Origin of the sequence: Pseudomonas sp. F01002 (assembly GCF_004402115.1) — a bacterium.
Lineage (GTDB): Bacteria > Pseudomonadota > Gammaproteobacteria > Pseudomonadales > Pseudomonadaceae > Aquipseudomonas > Aquipseudomonas frigoris.
The window spans coordinates 13,288-35,766 of record NZ_SOPU01000079.1 but is presented as its reverse complement, the minus strand read 5'-3'; the positions used below and the strand labels follow the sequence as shown (position 1 = coordinate 35,766).

The window sequence follows — 22,479 nt, the reverse complement described above, 5'->3', positions numbered from 1 at the left end:
ATGAACGCCTCGCAACGCGGTTTTACCCTGATCGAAGTCGTGGTGACGCTGGCCTTGATCGGCCTGCTGGCTGGCATGGCCGCGCCGCTGACCGAGACCGTGGTGCGCCGGGGCAAGGAGCAGGAACTGCGCACGGCGCTGTATCAGATTCGCGATGCCATCGACGCCTACAAACGTGCGTTCGACGCTGGCTACATCGAGAAATCCCTGAACAGCAGCGGCTACCCGCCGAACCTGCAAGTGCTGGTGGACGGTGTGCGCGATGTGCGCAGCGCCAAGGGTGCCAAGTTCTTCTTTTTACGGCGCGTGCCTCATGATCCGCTGGCGCCGGTCAAGCGTAACGACGAAGGCGGCTGGGGCGTGCGCTCCTACGACAGCACGGCTCAAAACCCGCGCGAAGGCGAAGACGTTTTTGACGTCTACTCCAAGGCGCGCGGCAAGGGGCTCAACGGCATCGCCTACCGGGAGTGGTGAGATTATGCGTCGGGAAAAGGGTTTTACCCTGCTGGAACTGATGGTGGTCATGGCAATCATCGCCACCCTGATGACCATCGCCTTGCCACGCTATTTCAACAGCCTCGAGGCCTCGAAAGAGACCACGCTGCGCCAGAGCCTGTCGGCCATGCGCGAAGCACTGGACCATTACTACGGCGACACCGGGCGTTATCCCGACTCCATCGAACAGCTGGTCGAACAGCGTTACCTGCGCAACCCGCCGATGGACCCGATCGCTGAACGCAAAGACCTCTGGGTGCTGGTGGCGCCGCCTGACGGCGTCCCGGGCGGAGTCGCCGATATCAAAAGCGGGGCCACAGGGAGGGCGCGTGATGGCAGCCTTTATTCCGAGTGGTAAGCCCTCGAACGAGGCCGGTTTCACTTACCTGGGCGTGCTGTTTCTGATCATGTTGATGGGCATGGGCCTGGCCAGCGCTGGCCAGTTGTGGTCCACCGCGTCGCGCCGTGATCGTGAACGGCAGTTGCTCTGGGTCGGCACTCAATACGCCCAGGCCTTGCGCAGTTATTACCGCAGTTCGCCTGGCCTGGCCCAGTACCCCAAAGAGCTGGCGGACCTGATGCAGGACGAGCGTTTTCCGTCGCCCAAACACCACTTGCGCAACCTCTACCCGGACCCGATTGGTGGCGGCGAATGGACGTTGCTGCGCGGTTTTGACGGACGCATCACCGGCCTCAGCAGCCCCTCCACGGACACGCCGCTCAAGCAGGCGGATTTTCCCACTCAATGGTCGGACTTCACCGGCATGGCGAGCTACAAGGACTGGCAGTTCGTGGCCGAGAAGGCCTTCCTCGATGGCGCGTCCGCGCCCAAAGGCCAATCCCAAACGCCTCAGGCGTTGGGGCGCTGATGCCATGAACAGACACTGGCTAGCGGCCCTGGTCCTGATGCTGATGACGTCCTTCGTGTCGGCTGGCGAAGAAGACGAAATGATGGGTTTTATCGTCGACGACACGATCTCGCACATCGGCCACGACTTTTACTACTCGTTCAGTGAACGCCTGCGTGCCACCAGTCCGATGGACTTCAACCTGGTCGTGCGTGAACGACCTTCGGCACGCTGGGGCAGCCTGGTGACCGTGGAATATCAGCAACGATTGGTTTATCGGCGCTTCCTGCCGCCGAACACCGTGGAGTTGAAGGACGAGGCCTATGAGGCTGCCGATCTGGTCCGCGTGCAGATCGTCCAGCGCAAGCTGGAAACCTTGTTGCAGGACACCACCGACCTTGAGAGGGACGAACTATGAACACTGGAGCTTTCTCTAAACGCACGGGCATGTGGTTATTAGGGTTGGGCAGCTGCGGGCTGGTCCAGGCCACGGAGCTGGTCTACACGCCGGTCAACCCGTCGTTTGGCGGCAACCCGTTGAACGGGACCTGGTTGCTCAACAACGCCCAGGCGCAGAACGATTACGAAGACCCTGACTTGAAGAACCGTACCAGCGCGGCCGGCACGTCGGCCCTGGAGCGCTTCACCAGTCAGCTGCAATCACGGCTGCTAGGGCAGTTGATGGACAACATCTCCGCGGGCAATGCCGGGAGCCTGACCACCGACGCTTTTGTTGTGAACGTCATCGACGACTCCGGTGCACTGACTATTGAAGTGACCGATCGAGCGACCGGTGAAGTTTCCGAAATCCAGGTGAATGGCCTGGCCCCTTGACGGGGACTTGGATCGATGGGGAGTCAAGGACATGAAAAAAATAATAGCGCTGGGGCTGATGTTGGCGGCATTACAAGGGTGCAGTTTGCGCGAGCCGATGGGGGCCGAGCAGGACACTGAATCACCGACCCTGACACCTCGGGCGTCGACCTATTACGACTTGCTGAACATGCCACGACCCAAGGGGCGGTTGATGGCGGTGGTGTATGGCTTCCGGGATCAGACCGGGCAGTACAAACCGACTCCGGCCAGTTCGTTTTCCACCAGCGTGACCCAGGGCGCGGCGAGCATGTTGATGGATGCGTTGCAGGCCAGTGGCTGGTTTGTGGTGCTGGAACGTGAGGGGCTGCAGAACCTGTTGACCGAGCGCAAGATCATTCGCGCCTCGCAGAAAAAGCCGAATACGCCGGTGAATATCCAGGGTGAGTTGCCACCGTTGCAGGCGGCCAATTTGATGCTTGAGGGCGGGATTATTGCCTATGACACCAACGTGCGCAGCGGCGGGGAAGGGGCGCGGTATCTGGGGATTGATATTTCCCGGGAGTATCGGGTGGATCAGGTGTCGGTGAATCTTCGTGCTGTCGATGTGCGCAGTGGGCAGGTGTTGGCCAATGTGATGACCAGCAAGACGATTTACTCTGTCGGGCGCAGTGCGGGGGTGTTCAAGTTTATCGAGTTCAAGAAATTGCTGGAGGCTGAGGTCGGGTACACCACGAACGAGCCAGCGCAGTTGTGTGTGTTGTCGGCGATCGAGTCGGCCGTTGGGCATTTGCTGGCGCAGGGGATTGAGCGGCGGTTGTGGCAGGTGGCGGGGGATAGTTCTTCGCCTGATAACAATGCGACGCTTGACCGCTATTTGACTCAGAACAAGGTTGTGCCTGAAGGTGAGGAAGAGTGAGCCGAGGCGGCCTTCGGGCCGACCTGGCTGTTGTTGATGTACCCCATCCCTCTGTAGGAGCTGACGAAGGCTGCGATCTTTTGATCTCGACCTAGGCGGCCTGAAAGCCGACCTGTTCTTGCGGATATACCTGGAACCGTTGTGGGAGCTGGCTTGTCGGGTCGCCGCATCGCTGCGATGGCGGCCTGATAGCCGACCAATCTCACACAGGGTGTACGGCCAGTAGCCCGGTGGCCTTCCCCAGCGCCCAAAGCGCTACCAAACCGAAGCATGAACAGGCAGTAAATCTCAGGGACTCGTATTGGGTCGTAGAATTAGCTGCTGGTTCTTCATTTGAGTAGGCCGGTGTATTTCCCATATAGCCAAAGAACCACCACCGCCCCTGTAACGAAATAGGCAATATGAAATGGATACGCTGCCCAGCGCTTGAGCCTTTTAGGCAACCGTTTCACTTCTTCAACTGATAAGGGTTCCTGGCGCTGAATTTTTTTAGACGAGATTAAAGCGCTGATTGCGGCCAGACGAAAAATTCTTCCATGATGCCCCGTGCCCCACGTGAGGCGGTTGACGCATATGGAATCCAGTTGCTTGAAATGCTTTTCCAGCGCTTCGAGTTTTGTGTGAGCAGCATAAAAAATGATAGCTACGTCGAAAAGGCTCAGCAGGATAAGCGCTCCCCAGACCCAGGCGAGTGTTGTTCTAGTGAGTTCCATTATTCAGAATGCTCATAGAGTTCTTGCCCAATCAGTTCGCTGCCGTCGGTCATCAGCGTTCCGGTTCCGGTGGCGCCTACCGCGCCGGCAACGAGTACACAAACGAGTTTTCCGAGCCCTTTTACTTTTGCACACACAGCGGTGCCTATTTTCGAGCCTGCTGCACCCCCGGCGACAGCTCCGGCTGTACCGCCCACCATTTTTGCGCCCTCAACAAATTTCATTTGCTTGCATTCATCCTCGCGACCAGTAGTGCATACCTCATGAATTTTTAAACTGGATGCGCCTAACTGCAGACCAATCCCGACATAACCACCGGCTTTCATATATTTTGCTGCTCGTGAGACACCCTCAATGTTCGTTGCGTACCCAGGCAACTGTGTTGGTGCCCCAGCCTTGTCCCAACGATGAATCGTTCTGCGAGTTGATAACCCCAAGGCTCGCTTGAGTTTCGGGTGATCCGCAATGCCGGTGCCTTTGCGTACGAGTGACCCAAGGCTGGCATCAAGCTTCGCCATAAGTCGTTTACGCTTGGAAAAAAACTCTGGCGAATGCAGATTGCGGTACTGGCGATATTGTTGCTGATGCAGTTCCTCCAGTTCTTTGAGGGCATTTTTCAAGCCCTCCAGATGCTGCCCAATCATGAACGACGCCACACCCAGCGATCCCGCCGACACTTCCAGAAACGGCTCTATAACCTCATGGTGCTCAACCATAAACGAAGCTTCCTCATCACTCAGATCCTTGAGCACTTCGTTAACCTTTTCCGCAGCGATCATCATCTGCGCCTCTTCACGCCGGCACATGTAGTGCCGTGAATCGCTGAAGATCACCATTTGCCCCGGTTTCACCCTTTCGCCGAGATGGCGATTGAGCGAACGAAATTCGCGACGTAACGCATCGCTTGGCGAGCTCTCGTACAGCGAGCGTTCCAGCGACTCAAGACTCATGGGCTTTTCAACTATATAAAATCCCGACTCCGCCGGTTTGGGCTGCGTGAAGGCGTGATCTTCGACCAGATGTTGCGCCGGGGGTGGTTCGGGTTGTGTCTTGAATCCATTCCATGAACCGCCACTGTTATCCAGATTGACGCGAGGCGTGACCATCACCCAATCGCCGTTGCTCACGGCCTGAATCAGTTTTTGCTGGTGGGCGGTCTGCATGTAGTTGGAGTGGTTGGCGCCCACGGCATTCAGCAGGTCGTCGAAGCCTTGTAAGTCGTACGGGTAGTTCAGGGCTTGGCGAAGGGCGTCGATGGCTTGATGGCTGTCGAGTACCTGGCCGCGCTGGCCAGCGAGTTGGTGTTGGGGGATGAGTTTGGTCACGCTTGTCGCCCAGTCCTTGGAAACGGGGCACTTTGGCGATCAGGCTCTGGGGTGGATGCCGGGGGATTCTGTTTGGCTTGTAGGGGAAGTCCGAATTTTTCTCGGTGTTTGGGGGAGGGTGGTTTGTCAGTGGATTACTGGCTGAATGACAGGGCCAATCGCGGGCAAGCCACGCTCCCACAGGGAATATGTGCTGATTTGAGGAGTGTGTTTAATAGTGTTTAACGTTACTTCCTGAAAGCTACAGACCCTTGCGCCGTTGCCTACGACTACGCCAGAATCCGCCGGCTTTTGCGCTTTGGCCCTGGTCTTTATCGTTTACCCATCGCTGCCAATTCAGCGATCGGGTTTAGCGACCCGACCTGGTATAAGTGCAACAATGCACCCGTCTTTATTGCAGGCGATGTTATGTCCGCATTCGATATGGTGGCTGTGCGCGGGAGACCCTCGGGTCTGCCGGGTCTTATACCTCTCGGTTCGCTAACCCGCGTACGGCCGCCACCCTTACTTGTTTAGCGACAGGTACTGGTGGTTCCATCAGGTATAACGGAGCTTCCCCATGTTCAAACCCACACCCAATCCCCCAGAAACCGACACCGTTTCCCCCTACGCGTCACCCGATTCAAAAAAACTCCACGAAGCCGCCGACCGCGCCCTCGACCATTACCTCAATCCCCACAAAGACACACCCGAACGCAAGGTCAGGACGATGTTCGTCATCGCGCCGGACATCGATACCGAAAGCCTGTTGGCCCACGCCTGTGAGTCGTTGGCTTCCGCCAGTGTCATGGCTACTGATTTCGCAGTGTTTGTGGAGGGGCCGCAACGCAGCATGTTGTTGGGCATTCAGCAGGTCATCATGCTGGCCGACCTGGCGGTGAATCGGGCGCTGGATAACATCGATCCGCAAGACTCACCCACGTAGCTGATCGGCACAGACAAAAAAACCGCGCCCCCCCACCCAGGGTCGCGGTTTTTTTACGCCTTGTGATTATTGCTGCAGCACAGTCGCCTTGTTGTCAGCACCCAGCTGCTGCACGGTCGCAGTCTGGGTCATGCCACTCTGAGTGACGCTGGCAATGTTGCCTGTGCCGCCCTGAGTGACGTAGGCCACGTTCATGGTGCCGGACTGGTCGAAGTTGGTGGTGTTGCCGATGCCGGTGCTGCTGCCCTGGGCCAGGTTGGTGGTGCCGCGCTGGTCGGCGATGAGGATGTTGTCGCTGCCGTTCTGGTCGAAGTACAGCTCGTTGTAGTTTTCGGCCTGTTTGATGGTGGTTTTGTTGCCGTAGCCGGTCTGGTTGGTGGTCATCACGTGGCCGATGCCGTCCTGTTTGAAGCTGGCGGTGTTGTTGGTGCCGTTCTGGTTGACGGTTGCACGTTGGTTGCTGCCGAACTGGCCGCCCAGTTGCGGGCCTTTCCAGTTGCTGGCGTAGACCTTGTTTTCAGTGCCCACGGAGGTAGCGTTCAGCACTTGGCTGTCGCCGCTTTGATAGGTGAAGTGCACGTTGCCGGTGCCTTGTTGGTACAGCGCCAGGGTCGAGCCGACGGACTCGAACTGGTCGGCATAAATCGCGTTGAGGTCGCCGACTTGCAGCACCTGGGCGACGTTGTTTTCGCCGAAGCTTTGGTCGACCATGGTTTCGTTGGTTTGCCCGTACTGGTTGACGGTGGCCTCGCTGGCGGTTTGCCCGCCCTGCCAGACTTCGGCGCCGTTGAAGTCGCCGAACTGGTTGATGGTCACGGTGCCGCCGATGCCATCGCGCTGGTCGCCGTAGGCGTAGTTACCTTCGCCCGCCTGGTTGAGATTGATCTGGCCACCCATGTGGGCGATTTGTTCGGCGGTGGCGTAGTTGGCGGTGCCGTACTGGATGATCAATGCGTTGTTGGCAGTGCCCAGTTGGATCTGTTCGATATTGGCCTCGTTGCTGTCACCAAACTGGAAGGTTTGACCTTGGGTGCCTTCCTGACTGTCCTGATAAATGAACGAGAAGTTGCCGCTGCCTTGCTGTTGTTGCAGCGCTTCGTTGCCGCCCATGCCGATCGACTGGCTGGCATGGCTGGTGTTGGAGCTGCCGACCTGTTGCTGGGTGATGGTGCTGCCGTTTTCGAACAGTTGCTCGGCGTAACCGGCGTTGTAGTCGCCGAGTTGATCCTGGGTGATGGTGCCGGTGGCGTTGTCTTGCACCGCTGCGGCATCGTTGCCCTCGCCGAGTTGCTGCTGGGTGGCGGTACTGAACGGGGCCGCGGTCTGTTTCACGTCGGCGATGTTGGCGGTACCGACCTGGTCCTGGGTGGAAACGCTGTCGTCGGCCATCGCCTGGGCACTGAGTAGGACCAGGATGGTGGCGGTGAGGGGCGTCAGTTTGAACATGATGAAACCTCCATGTGGTGCAGTGCTTTAGCGGTATTGTTTGACCGAAACGCTCATGCCGTTTCCGGATTGGGTCACGGCGCTTGAAAGCCCCGTGCCGGCCTGGTCGATGCTGGCGTCGTTGTTGTTGCCGTTCTGGGAAATCTGCGCGCGGTTGTGGCTGCCGTTTTGCGTGATTGAGGCGGCGTTGCCACTGCCTTGCTGGGTGATCATTGCCATCAGGTCGCTGCCTTGTTGCAGGATGTAGGCTTCCTGATTACTGCCCGACTGGACGATGGTGCCGAGCAGCGACTGACCGTTCTGTTGCAGCAGCGCAACGTTGGCCTGGCCGTTCTGATCGATCAGTGCCTGCTGGCCAATCGGTGGTGGTAACTCGCCGAGGTCGGCGCCGGGGGCCAGGTCGTCGTTCTCCATCAAATCGTCGGCGCGCGCGCCCGCACTGCTGCAAAGCAGAAGCAGAAGCAGGCAGAGCAGGGCCGCGGTTGAGGTTTTCATGGTTGCGTCCTTTGGGAAGAGGCCGGCCCCCCCCACCGAATCGGCGGGTGGGGCGAGGGCTCAGTTCGAGATCACCGAGACCGTGCGCACGGTGCCTTGGGACGAGGTGATGGTGGCTGTCGGGTTCGCCGATGGAATCACCGCCGTGGTGTTGTTCACTGTCAGCCTCCAGCGACCGGTCGCCGGTACCGTGGTGGTGCCCAGGGTTGCCAGCCCGGTCGGGGTGGAGACCTTGATGGTGATGGTGTTGCCGGTGGTCACCGATGAGGTGCCTGCAAAGTCCCAGGTGAAGCGGTTGTTGGAGCGAGCCGACACCGTTGCCGTGGTCACCGTAAAGGTTTCCGCAGCAGGCCTTGGCGAGACTTGCACGGTGACCGTGGCCGGTGTCGACAGGGCGCCGAAGCTGTCCCGGGCGATGTAGGTGAAGGTCGTGGTGAAGGCCGTCGTGACCGTGGCCGGTGGGGTGTAGGTGATCACCGTGCCGTTGCTGCTGACGGTGCCACGACCGGCCGCAGGTTGGGTCAGGCTGGCGACCGCCAAAGGCACGTTGCCTTCCGGATCGGTGTCGTTGGCCAACACGTTGATCGGTATCGCCACGCCCAGGGTCGCGACGGCGTCGGCGACTGCCACCGGTGGCCGGTTAGGCGCCACGGTGATGGTCACGGTCGCTGGGGTAGTCGAAGCCAGGCCTTTGATGTCTTGAGCCTTGTAGGTGAAGGTCGTGGTTAACGGCACAGTGACCACGGCGGGCGGGGTGTAGACCACTGCAGTCGTGCCGCTCAACGCCACGGTGCCCTGGCCGGCGGCCGGTTGGGTCAGCGCGGTGATGCTCAGTGGCGTGTTGCCGTCCGGGTCGCTGTCGTTGGCCAGCAGGTTGAGGGTGATGGGCACGCCGAAGCTGGTGCTGCCGGTGTCGGCCACAGACAGTGGCGCCTGGTTCTCGCCGGTATCCGGTGCGGTACCGACAACCACGACGGGCTCGGTATCGCTGCCGCCCGCGGCGGATTTTACCGTGACGGTGGCGGGTGGCTGGGTCAGGTCGGCGATGGTGATTTTTTGCAGGGTGCCTGTTTTCGACAGACGTCCGTAACCCTGCGCGACCATGTCTGGCACCGTCACTTCGTCAGTGGACGTGGCCTCGATCAGCAGGCTGTGATTGCTCCAGTTGTAGCGAGCCGTCTGGATTTTCACCAGGTCAACGAGCTTGCTCGAGACCGCCGTAGGGCGGGTGGTGCCGGCCGGGTTGGTGGCGGTGAGCACCACGACCGGAGGCACGGGGCCGCTGAGCAGGCGTTGGCCGAAGTACAATCCGGTGCCGTCACCCACCATATTGGTCAGGCATGGCGTAGGCGGTGGGCCTGGCACAAGGGCGAGGGTTTCGCGAAAGCACAATGTAGAGCTGTTGTCCGCTTTGCCAAAGATTTCGACCCGGGTGCTGGTACCGGTGCCCGAGGCGATGCGACGGTAGGTTGCACGGCTAAGGTCGACATGGGTTTGCGCGCGATTGTCGAGAACTTTGCCGGACAGTGTGAACAGGTTGCTTTCGATCGTGCCGGCCGGGCCCTGGATGCGCACAAAGTTGGTGTTGTTGGGGCTGCCGGTGACTTGTTCGGTGAGGTTCGGGTCGCCGACGAAGGTTTCGATTGCGCCGGTGTCCGGGTTCACTTCGGTATAGGGGCCGTTGACGCTGCGCAGGAATGGCCCGATAGCACCGCTCAATGCCCCGTTGAAAACTCCCGGCGCACCGACGCCGATGTCTCTGGTGATGTTGATTGCGCGACGACCGGGGGTGGTGACGTTGACCGTTTCCACGCCATAAGGGTGAGTAATGGTGTAGGTCCCGGCGACGGGCACATTGATCCGCATACGAATCCGCGCAAAGCTGATTTGATCGCCGTCTTGCGGATTCCCGCCGGTAAAAGCTGCTTCTATCCCGGCCACGTAGGCGTCCATTCCATAGCCAGCGGCATTGTTGGGAATGGTGGTCCCGGCGAGGAACCAGAAGGCTTCGTCTGGCCAGTTATCCGGGAACACCATCGGCAGGGTGTCGTCGAAAATGCCCGGTGTCGGCAGCAGGGTGCACATGTAGGCCGGTGGCGTGGCAGCCGGTACCCGCGAACTGGCGGCTCGGGATTGGCACAGTTCCATCGACAGCAGATTGTTGTCCTGATACCAGATCGGGAATTTCCCCGAGGCAAAGGTATAAGGACCGGGGTCGACGGCAGCGAGTTGCGCGAAAGCACTGCCGGACAGCGATAGAGTCAGTCCCAGGGCGTTGAGCGCCAGGCGTGGCCAATTGTTCATGATGCCTCCTGATGAGGAACTGGGCATGTGAGCGTTCATTGCACGATGACCACTTCTTCGGTGTCGCTGCCGCCATTGGATGACGTCACTCGAACCTTGGCCGGTGGTATCGGCGAGATGCCGGTGGCCAGGGATTTCACTGCGCCATCGCCACTGAGGGCGCCAATGGTGACACCTGTGCCAGAGGTGGCAGTGAGCACCGGTGGCGAAGTTTCGTCGCTGGTCGAGGCCACGACCGTTATTTGCCCGGTGCTGAGGCTGTATTCGGCACGTGAAATCACCACCAGGTCCGTCAGGGGCATGGGTAAGGTGGTCGGTGTGCTGCTAGCGATGGCCAGGTGGTTGTCGGCGGTCACTTGCAACGTGCTCGGCAAGCTGGGGTTGGTCGAAGATTGCGCATACCAGTTGCCGGTGGTGTTGGCCTCGGTAAGGTTCAACACCGGGTTGTTGCTGTCCAGAGTCACTTTGGCCGGTGGCGGCGGGGCCAGGACGAACAGGTCTTGCTGGGCCACCGGAGCGCTGGCGCCGGCTTTACGCGAGTAGGTGCTGCGCTGGGTGATCAATGGCGTCGGCCGTGCCATTGTCGCCAACTTGCCGGAGATGGCCATCACCGTCGTGCGCAAATCCAGCCCGTTGGGGCCTTCAATGCGGATGTAGTTGGTATTGAAAGGGCTGCCGGTGAAGGCTTCCACCAGGTTCGGGTCGCCAACGAATTGCTCGGCTGAACCGGTGACCGGATTGGTCTCGGTGTAAGGGCCATTGACGCTGCGCAGGAACGGCCCGACATCGCCCTTAAGGGCACCGTCGTAGGTTTTCGGCACGCCGATGCCGATATCCCGGGTCATGTTGATCGCCCGACGCCCGGGGGTGTCGACGTTGAAGACATCGACGCCGTAGGGGTGGGTAATGACGTAGGTGCCCGCGGTCGGTACATCGACACGCAGGCGGATGCGGGCGAAGCTGATCTGGTCACCTTCGACCGGGTCGCCACCACTGAAGGCGGCTTCAACGGCGCTGACGTAGGTCAGGTCGATACCTCGGGCTGCGTCGACGATGGTGCCGTCGCCGGTGAACCAGAACGCCTCATCAGGGAAGTTGGTCGGGAAGACGAGCGGTTGCGTGTCGTCGAAGATCCCGGGTGCCGGCAGTAAGTTGCACATGTACGTCGGAGCGCCCGGTGCGCTGGGCACTCGCGAGCTGACAGCCTTGGACAGGCAAAGATCGAGGGTTCGACCGTGAGTGTCCTGATACCAGGCAGCGAACGAGCCGTTGGCTTGCACGTAGGGGCCTGGGTCGACGGCAAACAGCGCCGCCTGGGCGACGCCTTGGGCCAGTGCGCTAACGACCAGGGCGGCCGCGGTTTTGGACAGTAAAGGGTGCATGAGTTAAGCCCTCTATATATCGAAATGCCTGCCCCATGGAGACGGGTCAGTTGAGAGGGCTTCGGCAACTTCCATACCAACCGTCGAAAACGGCCGGTAGAGGCCCGAGTCACGGGCGTGTCACTCACAAACGGCATCGGAGCGCGATTTTTGGGAGCGGGCCTCTGTCCCCAGGATTGGGGGGAGATGGGGATAAGGAGTAAGTGGGGGGACGAGACCCAACGTCGGGCAAACGGCCATGAGTGGGCTATAACCCTATAGGGGAATCGTCGGGAACACGTCCATGGACATGCCTACTCAAACACTTCAGGCCGAGGAGGGTGATGTTTGCCTGAGCTCGCGCAAGCAGCCGTTCAATTTATTGCGCTGGTTTTCGCTCATCAGCATGGCGGTGATTGGCACGGTGGCGGTGGCGTTGGGGTCGGTGTCCACCCGGTTCGTGATTACCGAAAGCGTGCAACGCGATGCGTTGTTGACGTCCCAGTTCATTCAGGCGATTGCCTCGGTCGAGGTGCACCACGTATCGATTCCCAACGTGCGGACCATGGGCGAGCTGCTCGATCCGCGCAAAGACAAGGACTTTTCCGACGTCGACCCGCTGGCCCGCGCCATTGCCCGGGGCGAATTCCTTGACCATATCGAGCACTTGCCGGACGTGATCCTGGCCAATATCTATGCCCCCGACCGCAGGGTGATCTGGTCGACCAACACGGCGTTAATGGGCACTACGATCCATGCCGACGAAGACCTCGATCAAGCCTTTGCTTCCAAAATTCCGGTGTCGGCCAGTTATCACGATGTGAACAAGAGCCGCATGGAACAGAAGTTTGTGGCGCCCCCGGAATACATCTTCATCGAGAACTACATTCCGTTGTTCGATGCCGACGGTAAGAACGTCACGGCGATGGTCGAGATCTACAAGGAACCCAAGGACCTGATCAGCCGCATGGAGCGCGGTCTGGTGCTGATCTGGCTGGCCACTGCGCTGGGAGGCGGGCTGATTTACCTGGGGCTCTACTGGATCGTGCGCCGAGCGGCCATTTTGCTGGCGGCGCAACAAAAGCAACTGATCACCAACGAAACCTTGGTCGTCCTGGGCGAAATGTCGTCGGCGGTCGCCCACAGTTTGCGTAATCCGCTGGCGACCATCCGTTCAAGCGCCGAACTGGCGCTGGAATTCGACAGCGGCCCGGCCCACAAGAACATCAACGACATCATCGGCCAAGTGGATCGCATGTCGAAGTGGGTGAGGGAGCTGCTGCAATCCTTGCGTCCGCTCAACGATGACGCCGAGCCTGTCAATCTGGTGGCGGCGCTGCATGACAGCCTGATGGCCTTCGAGCATCAAATCACCAAAGCCTCGGTCCATGTGGTGTTCGACCCGAAGCTGACGCCCATGGTCCTTAGCCAGCAGGTGCAGTTGACGCAGATCCTCAACAGTTTGCTGGCCAATGCACTGGAAGCCATGGACAAGAGCGGCACGTTAATCATCACATTGGAGCCGACCGATTCCCGTGGCCTCAGCGTGGTGGTGAGCGACACCGGCAAAGGCATGAACGAAGAACAGCGCAGCATGGCCTTCCGGCCGTTTTTCACCACCAAACAAGGTGGGCTGGGTGTCGGGCTGGTGCTGGTCAAGCGGATCATGGAGCGGTTTGGCGGTGCGGTGGCCCTGGAAAGCCGTGAAGGCGAGGGCACGAGTGTCCGTCTGTCGTTCAGATTGGTCCCCTGAAAACGGGTGTGAACTTTCCCCATTAGCGGGTGTCATTCCCCAGTCGTTTTCCCCGGTTATGGCACATTGATGTTGATAAGCCATTGTTTTGTTAAGTATTAATACTTTTGTAAATAACGGTTACAGATCTGGCGAGGTCCTTGCAAAACCCCCATTACCCCCTTCACGACTTCGAGGCGGCTGGTGATGGACAGAAAAGCGCGGTACCCCTTCAAACGGTTTGGCCTCCTGACGCCTCTGAGCGTTCTTCTGACAATGACGCTGGGCACAGCGACTCTTCGCGCCAGCCCCATCGACGACGAGCGACAGCCAGAACCTTCCGACCCCTCGGCTTACTACGATGAACCGGCTGACAAAGCCGCGGCGTTGAATGCCATTTTGACCATGCCCGAGGCCAACAAGGATTCCTTCGATTTACCCGGTGGCGTCAAAGGCAGCAAAGACACCACGCGGGTGGAAAACATTCTGCCGCCGGTGGTGCAAACCAGTTTCAACTACCCCACCAACGGCAAGCCAAGTCCACTGTATGGCGCTCAGCCGTTTACTCAGCAGTTGGTGCTGTTCGAAGAATTCGGCCCGGAAAAACTCGACCCCACCACACCGGCGGCGCCGTTGGGTTTTCCACCGGCAGCCATCGGACCGTTGCCACAGCAGGACCCCACCAGTGCGGCCCGCAGTGCGCCACCGAGTGCGGCACTCGACGCCTTTCTGCGTCAACCAGGCTTGACTCCGTTCCCCAGCCAGTATTCCAACGTGGTCGACCGCAATCCTTGGCAGAAGCAGATTGAGTTTTTCCTCAACCGCCGCATCGGCTCGTCGGCTGAAGGCCGTCCGCCAGGAAAAGGCTGGTCGCACCAGCGCTGGAACGAGTTTTACCCGCAAATGGCCTACAAGACCGTGCAAACCGGCGCACGGTTGAATACCGGTGGGCGTGATAGTCGTCAGATGCACCGCTATGCCGTGGGCGAGTTTGGCCCAGGCGGCCTCTATCACAACGTGGCTGGCGTACCGGCGACCGATGGCACCGCCAAGGGCGTCGATGCGCGTTTCCACCCGAAAATGCCGGTGCAGAACCACAACTCGGTCTGGACCTTCGACGGCACCTTGCCGCCAAAATTGCTGATGGTGCGTTACGGTCAACCCGTGTTGATGCGCCATTACAACGGCTTGCCGATCGACCCGTCGGCGAACATGGGGTTCGGTTTGCACACCATCACCACCCACGAACACAACGGCCACACACCGGCTGAAAGTGACGGTTATGCCAATGCGTTTTTCTTCCCGGGGCAATTTTACGACTATCGCTGGCCGATCCAGTTGGCCGGCTACGACAGCATCAACACCAAGGCTGAAGACCCGCGTGCAGCCTTTCCGTGCTCGCCGGGCGAAACCCTGTGGACCAACGACCTCATCCCCAGCCGCAAGACCTGCGAAAACGGCACCATCAAAATTCGCGGCGACTGGCGCGAAACCATGAGCACCCACTGGTTTCACGACCACATGCTCGATTTCACCGCGCAGAACGTCTACAAGGGCAACGCGGCAATGATGAACTACTACAGCGCCCTGGACCGCGGCAATGAATCGGTGAATGACGGCGTCAACCTGCGTTTTCCCAGTGGCAGCGCCTTGCCTTGGGGTAACCGCGACTATGACGTCAACCTGCTGTTTGCCGACAAGGCGTGGGATAAAAACGGTCAACTGTGGTTCAACCCGTTCAATACCAACGGCTTCCTCGGGGATCAGGTGCTGGTCAACTGGCAGTGGAAACCGACCCTGGATGTGCGCGCCCGCAGCTATCGGTTCCGCATGCTCAATGGCTCCGTGTCGCGCTTCTTCAAACTGGCGCTCGTGCGCGAGATCAAGGGCACCAGCGGGGAGTTCCAAGGGCCTGCCGGGTCGGGAGTGTCGTATGCCCGCGTGCCGTTCCACATGATTGCCAACGACGGCAACATCATGGAACACAGCGTGCCGTTCGACGGCAGCATGGACCTGGATGCCGACGGCGATAAACAGAACCACAACGCGATCCTGCCAACCCTGGGCATTGCCGAACGTTTCGACATCATCGTCAACTTCTCGAAAAACGGGATCAAACCGGGCGACAAGCTGTTCTTCGTCAACCTGCTGGTGCACGAAGACGGCAAGGGCCCGAAAGAACCCGTCTCCCTGGCTGACGTGCTGTCCGAGAAATACCGGGCGATCCTCAAGCAAACCAGCAAGGGGCCGAAGTGGGAGGACGGTGATCCGGCGGTAGGCAAGGTGTTGCAACTCAACGTCAAGGCCTACACCGGCCAGGACCTGGCCATGGATCCGGCAGCGTACGAACCGGCCAAACCGGGCAAAGCCGAAGGCTTGGTGATGATCCCGCTGAAGATTCACCGCGACAACACCGCCGACAAGGCGCTGCTGGCCAAAGCCCGTCACCGCACCTTCACCTTCGGCCGTTCCGACGGTACCGATGAAGCACCGTGGACGGTCAAGACGGATGGCGGTTTCGGTTTCTCCATGGACCCACGTCGCTTGAACACCGCGACCCAGCTGGCCAGTGGCCCCACCGATGCCGGTGTCGCCGGTTTCGGCACCCTGGAAGTGTGGAACATCAAGCTCGGCGGCGAGGGCTGGAGCCACCCGGTGCATGTGCACTTCGAGGAGGGGATCATCCTCAGCCGCGGCGGCAAGGTGCCACCGGAATGGGAAAAATGGGCACGCAAGGACGTGTACCGCATCGGCTCGGAAAAGGATGGCTTGGACAGCGTCGAAATAGCGATCAGCTTCCGCGAATTCGCCGGGACGTACATGGAGCACTGTCACAACACGCAGCATGAGGACAACTCCATGTTGCTGCGCTGGGACATTGAAAAACCGGGGCAATTCCAGCTGATGCCGACACCGCTGCCAAGTTGGGATGGTGTGCGCTACGTGAACTCCGCCGCGCTGCCAACCTTCCGCACTGGCGACGGCTCCGGCCCCGGCCCCAAAGAGGTGGCCCAACCATGAACCGCGAGGGAGCCGACATGAAAATGCATACGCCGCGCTCCCGCGCCCTGGGCATGCACCTGATGTTGATGTTGGTCACTTGCCTGCTGGCCAGTCGGGTGCTGGTGGCTCATGAAGGAGCACTGTCGCCGACGGAGTCGGCGACGCCCTGGGGCGGTGATTACTTCCCCAATACCTTGCTGACCGATCAGGACGGTCGGCAGGTGCGTTTCTTCGATGATTTGATCAAGGACAAGGTGGTGGTGATCAATTTCATCTTCACTTCGTGCAGCGACTCCTGCCCGCTGGAAACCGCGCGCCTGCGTCAGGTGCAGAAGTTGCTGGGGGATCGGGTCGGCCAGGACATTTTTTTCTACTCCATCAGCATCGACCCCTTAAGCGATACACCCGATGTGCTCAAGGCCTACGCACAACGCTTCAAGGTCGGGCCGGGCTGGAAGTTTCTCACCGGGGAGTTTGCCGACGTCACCGATCTGCGAAAAAAACTCGGGCTGTTTATCGAAGGCGTCGACAACGGACGCAGCAAGGACCACAACCTCAGCCTGATCGTCGGCAACCAGACCACGGGCCGCTGGATGAAAGCTTCACCTTTCGAAAACCCGTGGATTCTGGCCGATCAGTTGGCCAACACACTGCAGAACTGGAAGCAGCCCAGCGTTGAAGAAAACTACGCGGATGCGCCCGAGATTCGTCCGCCGAGCAACGGCGAAGAACTGTTTCGCACCCGTTGTGCGTCGTGCCACAGCCTGGGGCCGATGGACGGGCAGGGCATCGGCATGCGCAGCATCGGCCCGGACCTGATCGGCGTCACTCGCCTGCGTGATCCGGCCTGGCTGAGTCGCTGGATTCGCGAGCCGGACCGCATGCTGGCGGAAAAAGACCCGATCGCGCTGGAACTGTTTGAACGTTTCGACAAAATTCCCATGCCCAACCTGCGGCTGGATGAGAACGCGGCGCAGTCCATCGTGGGTTTTTTGCAGGAGGAAACCGAACGACAGCAACCGCTACAGGCCGCGCAAACGCAATAGCGGCTTAATCCTGTCATTGGGGCCGTCTGTCTCGATCAATGCCACCTACACTGATCCGAAACACGGCTGAAAAGGCTATGCAAGGCATCCGGGAAGGTCCTATGCAGATACCAGAACAACAAAAAATACCTGCGTCGGCTATGTCGGAAGCAGAAAGCAAGGACTGGCGAGGACAGTTCAACTTGCTGCGCTGGTTTTCCCTGGGCAGCTTTTTCATCATCGCCGCCGTGGCGCTGGGATTGGGCTATGTGTCCACGCGTTTCGTCGTCGATGAGAGCATCGAGCGTGATTCCATGCTGACTGCGCAGTTCATTCAGGCCATTGGTGATGCGGAAATTCGCCATGCCGGCATCACCCTGAAAAGAACCATGGGCGAAATGCTCGATCCGCGCGATGACATTGCCTATCCCGACGTAGATCCGGCGGCCCGTGCCGCTGCCCGCATGGAGTTTCTCGATCATGTCGAACACCTGCCGGACACGCTGTTGGCGGTGGTGTACGCCCTGGATCGCACCGTGGTCTGGTCGACCAATGCACAAATGATTGGCATGCGCGTCGAAGGTGATGAGGAACTGGACGAGTCCTTCGAAATGAAGGAACCGGTGTCCACCAGCTACCACGAAATCGATGAGGAACGTCCCGAGCAGCAACTGCTGCGTGAGCCTGAATTTCTGTTCATCGAGACCTACATCCCGATGTTCAACGCCGACAAGAGCAAAGTGATCGCCATGGTGGAGATCTACAAGGAACCCGCGGACCTGGTGGAACGCATCCAGCGTGGCTTCAAGCTGATCTGGCTGGCAACTGTACTTGGCGGTCTGGCCATCTACCTCGGGCTGTTCTGGATTGTGCAGCGCGCGGCCATGCTGCTGCAAAGCCAGCAGAAACAACTGATCAGCAACGAGACCTTCGTCGCGCTTGGGGAAATGTCCTCGGCGGTGGCCCACAGCTTGCGCAATCCGTTGGCCAACATTCGTTCCAGCGCCGAACTGGCTCAGGACATCGCCAGCCAGAACGCGCAGAAGAACATCGGTGACATCATCAGTCAGGTCGACCGCATGTCGCGCTGGGTTCGGGAGTTGCTGGTGTCATTGCGACCCGTGAACGACGACTACGAAACGGTAGACATGGTGCTGGTCATCGACGACACGTTGAGTGCGTTTGACGCGCTGATTAAACGCTCCGGCATCGACGTGCGTTTCACCCCTCAGAGTTGTCCGCCGGTCATCAGCCAACAGGTGTTGCTCACGCAAATTCTTAATAGCCTGTTTGCCAATGCCCTGGAAGCCATGCCCAAGGGCGGCGTGCTGAGTATCGATATCGAAACGCCGCAGCCCGGACTCGTGCGCATGACCCTGAGCGATACCGGCAAGGGCATGACCACACAGCAACAACAAATGGCCTTCAAGCCGTTTTTCACCACCAAACAAGGAGGGTTGGGCGTGGGCCTGGCCCTGGTCAAAAGAATAATGGAGCGTTTCGAAGGCTCGGTCGAATTGACCAGCCGAGAGCAGGAAGGAACCCGCGTTTGTCTCAATTTTAAAGTGGCAACGGGAGGGGACTATGGAGCACAGCATTCTGCTGGTCGAGGATGATGAACTCCTCGCCGAGAATATTCAGACCTACCTGGAGCGCAAGGACTTCGAGGTGACGGTCTGCCACTCGGCTGAGGACGCGTTAGAGCAATTGGGCACTTTCGTCCCGGACGTGGTGCTGACCGATAACTCGCTGCCGGGCATGAGCGGTCACGACCTGATCCAGAAGCTGCGCATCAGCGCGCCGGATCTGAAAGTGATCATGATGACCGGCTACGGCAACGTCGACGACGCCGTGGTGGCAATGAAAGAGGGCGCTTTCCACTACGTCACTAAACCGGTGGCCATGCCGGAACTCAAACTGCTGCTGGACAAGGCCCTGGCCACCGACCGAATGGAACGCACACTGTCGTTCTATCAGGAACGCGAAGCGCAGAAGTCAGGGGTGCAGGCATTGATCGGCGAATCGGCACCGATGCAGTACCTGAAAAGCACCATTGGCCAGTTAATCGACGCCGAGCGGCGCATGGCCAATACCGATCTGCCACCGGTGTTGGTGGAAGGCGAGACCGGCACCGGCAAGGAACTGGTGGCCCGTGCGTTGCACTTCGACGGCCCGCGCAGCAAAGGTCCGTTCATTGAATTCAACTGCGCCTCGATTCCTTCCAACCTGGTGGAGTCGGAACTGTTCGGCCACGAGAAAGGCGCCTTCACCGACGCCAAGGACCGCCGCGTCGGGCTGGTGGAAGCGGCCGATGGCGGGACGCTGTTTCTCGATGAAGTCGGCGAGATGGACTTGTTGCTGCAAGCCAAACTGCTGAAGCTGCTGGAGGACCGGACGATCCGCCGGGTCGGCTCGGTGAAGGAGCGCAAAGTCGATTTGCGGGTGATCAGCGCCACCAACTGCAACCTTGAACAAATGGTCCAGCAGGGCAAGTTCCGCCGCGACCTGTTCTTCCGTTTGCGGATCATCTCGATCAAGGTGCCGCGCCTGTATGCCCGTGGCGCGGACATCCTGCTGCTGGCTCGACACTTCCTGGCGATCCACGGCAAACGCTATGGCAAACCGAACCTGCATTTCAGCGATCAGGCCGAGGAATTGCTGCTCAGCTACAGCTGGCCGGGCAACGTGCGCGAGTTGCGCAACATGCTTGAGCAAACTGTGTTGCTGGCCCAGAGCGAAACCATCGCCGCCCATCAATTGAACGTGTGCCTGAGCCTGGTGGATGAGCCGCTGTTGTTCCAGCAAGAGCCGCAATACTGCGAACCGCGTCCGGTTTACAACGGCACCGAGTCCATGAACCTGCCGGAAGTGGAGCGCGACATGGTGCGCAAGATGCTCGACAAGACCGACTGGAACGTCACTAAGTCCGCACGACTGCTGGGCCTGAGCCGCGACATGCTGCGCTACCGAATCGAAAAACTTGGCCTCGCGCGCCCGGAAAAACGCCAATGGTAGACCTTATTGCATCAATGGCCCCTGACGGCTGAGGCACTCGAGCAGGCACGTAGGGTCGAGGACTTCTTCGTTCACGTAGACACCGCGTTGCTGATCGTAGGAGCGGATGAACACTCGAACCGTGGCATCCGCTACCGTCGGCAATCTTGAGTCGTAGAACTCATGCTGACTCGAAATGGGGATGAAGTCCTGAGGCGCTGTCGGGATGTACGAGCCGGGCGGCACCGTGCTCAGTGAGGGTGGCACGGGGTGAGCGAAGGGTTGGTCGGCCCCGTAATAGTTGAACTCACTGCTGTAATCGGTAGTGGGTGTCAGGCTGTCGTCCGCGTGAGCACCGGTTGTGGTGATCAGGCAGAGGGCGAGCAGTAGCCTCAGATCGGTTGTTTTCATGGCAGCACCTGCGAAATCGGTTTTTCCCGCAATTCCCCAAGGTCATTAACTATAGCTCCCGTACGAGCGCGCGTTCGCGATGCCCGGATTACAAGATTTGAACAAAGACTCAATGGGGTTTTTCAAAACGCTGATCTAGACTCGTGCCGGTCAATCAAGACCCCAGTCTGGAGCGCGCAATGGAAATGCCGACAAAAGAAAAAGCCATCGCCAGCAACCGCGATGCCTGGAATGACTCCGCCCGACACCACAAAGACAATCCCGAATGGCGGGCCCGTTTGACGGCTGTTGGGAATAGGGATTTTTGCTGCATGGACGACACCCTCCGAGGTTTGCTGGAACAAGTGGGTGTCGACGGCAAAGACGTGGTGCAACTGGGCTGCAACAACGGCCGCGAAAGCCTTTCGTTGTTTGCGCTGGGTGCCCGCCACGTCGTGGGCGTCGACCAGTCCGAGGCCTTTCTCGATCAGGCGCGGGAACTGGCGTCACGCTCGCCCCATGCGCCTGAGTTCATCGAGGCAGACATCCATCACTTGCCGCCTGAACTTCATGGCCGCTTCGACGTGGCCCTGATCACCATCGGCGTGTTGAACTGGATGCCGGACATCGACGAATTCTTCCGCCACGTCGCGCAAACCCTCAAGCCCGGTGGCAGCCTGGTGGTGTACGAAACCCATCCCTTCCTCGAAATGTTCGACCCCGAGTCCGCCGATCCGTATCGGCCGGACAGCTCGTACTTTCGCAGCGAACCTTTCGTGCAGGACCAGCCGATCGTCTACGAAGGCAAAGTCGACCAGCAGGCGGCTCCGTCCTACTGGTTCGTCCACACCCTGGGCGCCATTTTCACCGGCGCCATCGACGCCGGATTGCAGATCAGCCACTTCAAGGAGTACCCGCATTCCAACCGCGAGGAACTCTATGATCGGTATGAGCAGCAAACGGCGCAGTTGCCGTTGTGTTTTACGTGGGTGGCGCGCAAGCGAGCAGTCTAATCAGAAGAGTCTCTTAGAGCGTTGAGTGATTGACCGAATGACCCGGCTGCGCGCAGAGATCAATGCCAAGGGCGTGAATGACCTTTAATACCGTATCGAAACGTGGTTTTGCACCTGGTGCGAAGGCCTTGTACAGGCTTTCGCGGCCCATACCCGAATCCTTGGCTATCTGTGTCATTCCACGCGCTTTCACCACATAGCCGATAGCGCGAAGAAATTCTTCGTTGTCGCCGTCTGCGAGCACTTGCGAAAGGTACTCGCTGATGGCCTCGTCACTGTCCAGCAGAGCCGCCATATCGAAAGTAGTCAAAGTCTGGCTCATGTTTAAACCTCCTTTGCCAATTTTTTCGCCCGCCTGATGTCGGCGGTTTGCGAAGATTTGTTACCACCCGCCAATAGCACAATGACGACGCTATTTCGCATAGTGAAGTAGACCCAATAGCCTGCACCGACGTCCATCCGCATTTCGGAAACACCATCACCCACCGGTTTGACATCGCCCAGATTACCCGCAGAGGCACGGTCAATGCGACGAGCGATGGCTAACTTCGCCCGCAAGTCACGAACTGAGGCATGCCATGTCGCGAAGATCACAGTTTGTTGAATAAGATAATTCATTACTCAAATGTATCCATATGGATACGAGTGAGCAGTCAGGCAATTCCTTTGTTATGTATG

General features: G+C 59.2%; 22 protein-coding genes. 13 read left to right on the top strand and 9 right to left on the bottom strand.

The features are described from left to right. The 6 genes from E3W21_RS29535 to E3W21_RS29510 are packed head-to-tail and all read left to right on the top strand — an operon-like array spanning position 1 to position 3,075. Entirely contained in the window at positions 1-474 is a 474-nt protein-coding gene (locus E3W21_RS29535) for a type II secretion system protein (protein ID WP_056746580.1), read from the top strand. A gap of 4 nt (positions 475-478) precedes the next feature. Continuing rightward, positions 479-853, top strand: a complete 375-nt coding sequence (locus tag E3W21_RS29530; RefSeq protein ID WP_129443236.1) for a type II secretion system protein — start codon at positions 479-481, stop codon at positions 851-853. Beyond that, on the top strand, positions 828-1,364 hold the full coding sequence (locus E3W21_RS29525; RefSeq protein WP_129443238.1) for a type II secretion system protein: 537 nt from the start codon (positions 828-830) through the stop codon (positions 1,362-1,364). The genes E3W21_RS29530 and E3W21_RS29525 overlap by 26 nt, the downstream gene beginning before the upstream one ends. 4 nt (positions 1,365-1,368) lie before the next feature. Beyond that, positions 1,369-1,761, top strand: coding sequence for a curli production assembly/transport protein CsgE (gene csgE, locus E3W21_RS29520; protein ID WP_134423222.1), 393 nt, complete (start codon positions 1,369-1,371; stop codon positions 1,759-1,761). Next, positions 1,758-2,177 (top strand): curli assembly protein CsgF, encoded by a 420-nt coding sequence (locus E3W21_RS29515; protein WP_134423220.1) that lies wholly within the window; start codon positions 1,758-1,760, stop codon positions 2,175-2,177. The genes csgE and E3W21_RS29515 overlap by 4 nt, the downstream gene beginning before the upstream one ends. A gap of 31 nt (positions 2,178-2,208) precedes the next feature. After that, a complete protein-coding gene (locus E3W21_RS29510; protein WP_134423218.1) occupies positions 2,209-3,075 on the top strand; it encodes a CsgG/HfaB family protein in 867 nt (288 codons plus the stop codon). Between the two features lie 329 nt (positions 3,076-3,404). Here E3W21_RS29510 and E3W21_RS29505 read toward each other — a convergent pair whose 3' ends face one another. Both E3W21_RS29505 and E3W21_RS29500 read right to left on the bottom strand, forming a co-directional pair. Then, entirely contained in the window at positions 3,405-3,788 is a 384-nt protein-coding gene (locus E3W21_RS29505; protein ID WP_129443244.1) for a hypothetical protein, read from the bottom strand. Continuing rightward, positions 3,788-5,113 carry a hypothetical protein gene (locus E3W21_RS29500; RefSeq protein WP_129443246.1) on the bottom strand — a complete coding sequence of 442 codons (1,326 nt, stop codon included), beginning with the start codon at positions 5,111-5,113 and terminating at the stop codon, positions 3,788-3,790. The genes E3W21_RS29505 and E3W21_RS29500 overlap by 1 nt, the downstream gene beginning before the upstream one ends. A 559-nt stretch (positions 5,114-5,672) precedes the next feature. Here E3W21_RS29500 and E3W21_RS29495 point away from each other — a divergent pair. Continuing rightward, complete coding sequence (locus tag E3W21_RS29495) at positions 5,673-6,038, top strand: DUF6124 family protein (protein WP_129443248.1); 366 nt, start codon at positions 5,673-5,675, stop codon at positions 6,036-6,038. A 66-nt stretch (positions 6,039-6,104) separates the two neighbouring features. Here the strand turns inward: E3W21_RS29495 and E3W21_RS29490 are convergent, their stop codons facing one another. Genes E3W21_RS29490 through E3W21_RS29475 form a run of 4 tightly spaced genes read right to left on the bottom strand, consistent with a single transcriptional unit; the run spans position 6,105 to position 11,665 of the window. Then, positions 6,105-7,484 (bottom strand): curlin, encoded by a 1,380-nt coding sequence (locus E3W21_RS29490; RefSeq protein ID WP_134423216.1) that lies wholly within the window; start codon positions 7,482-7,484, stop codon positions 6,105-6,107. Positions 7,485-7,511: 27 nt separating this feature from the next. Beyond that, on the bottom strand, positions 7,512-7,979 hold the full coding sequence (locus E3W21_RS29485; protein ID WP_134423214.1) for a curlin: 468 nt from the start codon (positions 7,977-7,979) through the stop codon (positions 7,512-7,514). Between the two features lie 60 nt (positions 7,980-8,039). Beyond that, on the bottom strand, positions 8,040-10,283 hold the full coding sequence (locus E3W21_RS29480; protein ID WP_134423212.1) for an Ig-like domain-containing protein: 2,244 nt from the start codon (positions 10,281-10,283) through the stop codon (positions 8,040-8,042). A gap of 35 nt (positions 10,284-10,318) precedes the next feature. Further along, positions 10,319-11,665, bottom strand: a complete 1,347-nt coding sequence (locus E3W21_RS29475; RefSeq protein ID WP_134423210.1) for a hypothetical protein — start codon at positions 11,663-11,665, stop codon at positions 10,319-10,321. Positions 11,666-11,948: 283 nt separating this feature from the next. On the opposite strand from E3W21_RS29475, the gene E3W21_RS29470 reads away from it, so the two are divergent. The 5 genes from E3W21_RS29470 (at position 11,949) to E3W21_RS29450 (ending at position 20,419) form a co-directional block, all read left to right on the top strand. Beyond that, complete coding sequence (locus tag E3W21_RS29470; RefSeq protein WP_134423208.1) at positions 11,949-13,397, top strand: ATP-binding protein; 1,449 nt, start codon at positions 11,949-11,951, stop codon at positions 13,395-13,397. Positions 13,398-13,583: 186 nt separating this feature from the next. Continuing rightward, on the top strand, positions 13,584-16,397 hold the full coding sequence (locus tag E3W21_RS29465) for a multicopper oxidase domain-containing protein (RefSeq protein WP_134423206.1): 2,814 nt from the start codon (positions 13,584-13,586) through the stop codon (positions 16,395-16,397). A gap of 17 nt (positions 16,398-16,414) precedes the next feature. Beyond that, a complete protein-coding gene (locus E3W21_RS29460; protein ID WP_371927174.1) occupies positions 16,415-17,425 on the top strand; it encodes an SCO family protein in 1,011 nt (336 codons plus the stop codon). Between the two features lie 101 nt (positions 17,426-17,526). Beyond that, positions 17,527-19,020, top strand: a complete 1,494-nt coding sequence (locus tag E3W21_RS29455) for an ATP-binding protein (RefSeq protein ID WP_134423202.1) — start codon at positions 17,527-17,529, stop codon at positions 19,018-19,020. Continuing rightward, positions 18,989-20,419, top strand: a complete 1,431-nt coding sequence (locus E3W21_RS29450; RefSeq protein WP_134423200.1) for a sigma-54 dependent transcriptional regulator — start codon at positions 18,989-18,991, stop codon at positions 20,417-20,419. The genes E3W21_RS29455 and E3W21_RS29450 overlap by 32 nt, the downstream gene beginning before the upstream one ends. Positions 20,420-20,422: 3 nt before the next feature. Here E3W21_RS29450 and E3W21_RS29445 read toward each other — a convergent pair whose 3' ends face one another. Next, positions 20,423-20,809, bottom strand: a complete 387-nt coding sequence (locus E3W21_RS29445; RefSeq protein ID WP_134423198.1) for a hypothetical protein — start codon at positions 20,807-20,809, stop codon at positions 20,423-20,425. Between the two features lie 179 nt (positions 20,810-20,988). On the opposite strand from E3W21_RS29445, the gene E3W21_RS29440 reads away from it, so the two are divergent. Next, on the top strand, positions 20,989-21,801 hold the full coding sequence (locus E3W21_RS29440) for a bifunctional 2-polyprenyl-6-hydroxyphenol methylase/3-demethylubiquinol 3-O-methyltransferase UbiG (protein ID WP_134423196.1): 813 nt from the start codon (positions 20,989-20,991) through the stop codon (positions 21,799-21,801). A gap of 13 nt (positions 21,802-21,814) precedes the next feature. Here the strand turns inward: E3W21_RS29440 and E3W21_RS29435 are convergent, their stop codons facing one another. Next, positions 21,815-22,123, bottom strand: coding sequence for an addiction module antidote protein (locus tag E3W21_RS29435; RefSeq protein ID WP_008153842.1), 309 nt, complete (start codon positions 22,121-22,123; stop codon positions 21,815-21,817). 2 nt (positions 22,124-22,125) lie between these two features. Further along, complete coding sequence (locus tag E3W21_RS29430) at positions 22,126-22,419, bottom strand: type II toxin-antitoxin system RelE/ParE family toxin (RefSeq protein WP_134423194.1); 294 nt, start codon at positions 22,417-22,419, stop codon at positions 22,126-22,128. Positions 22,420-22,479 lie beyond the last annotated feature (60 nt).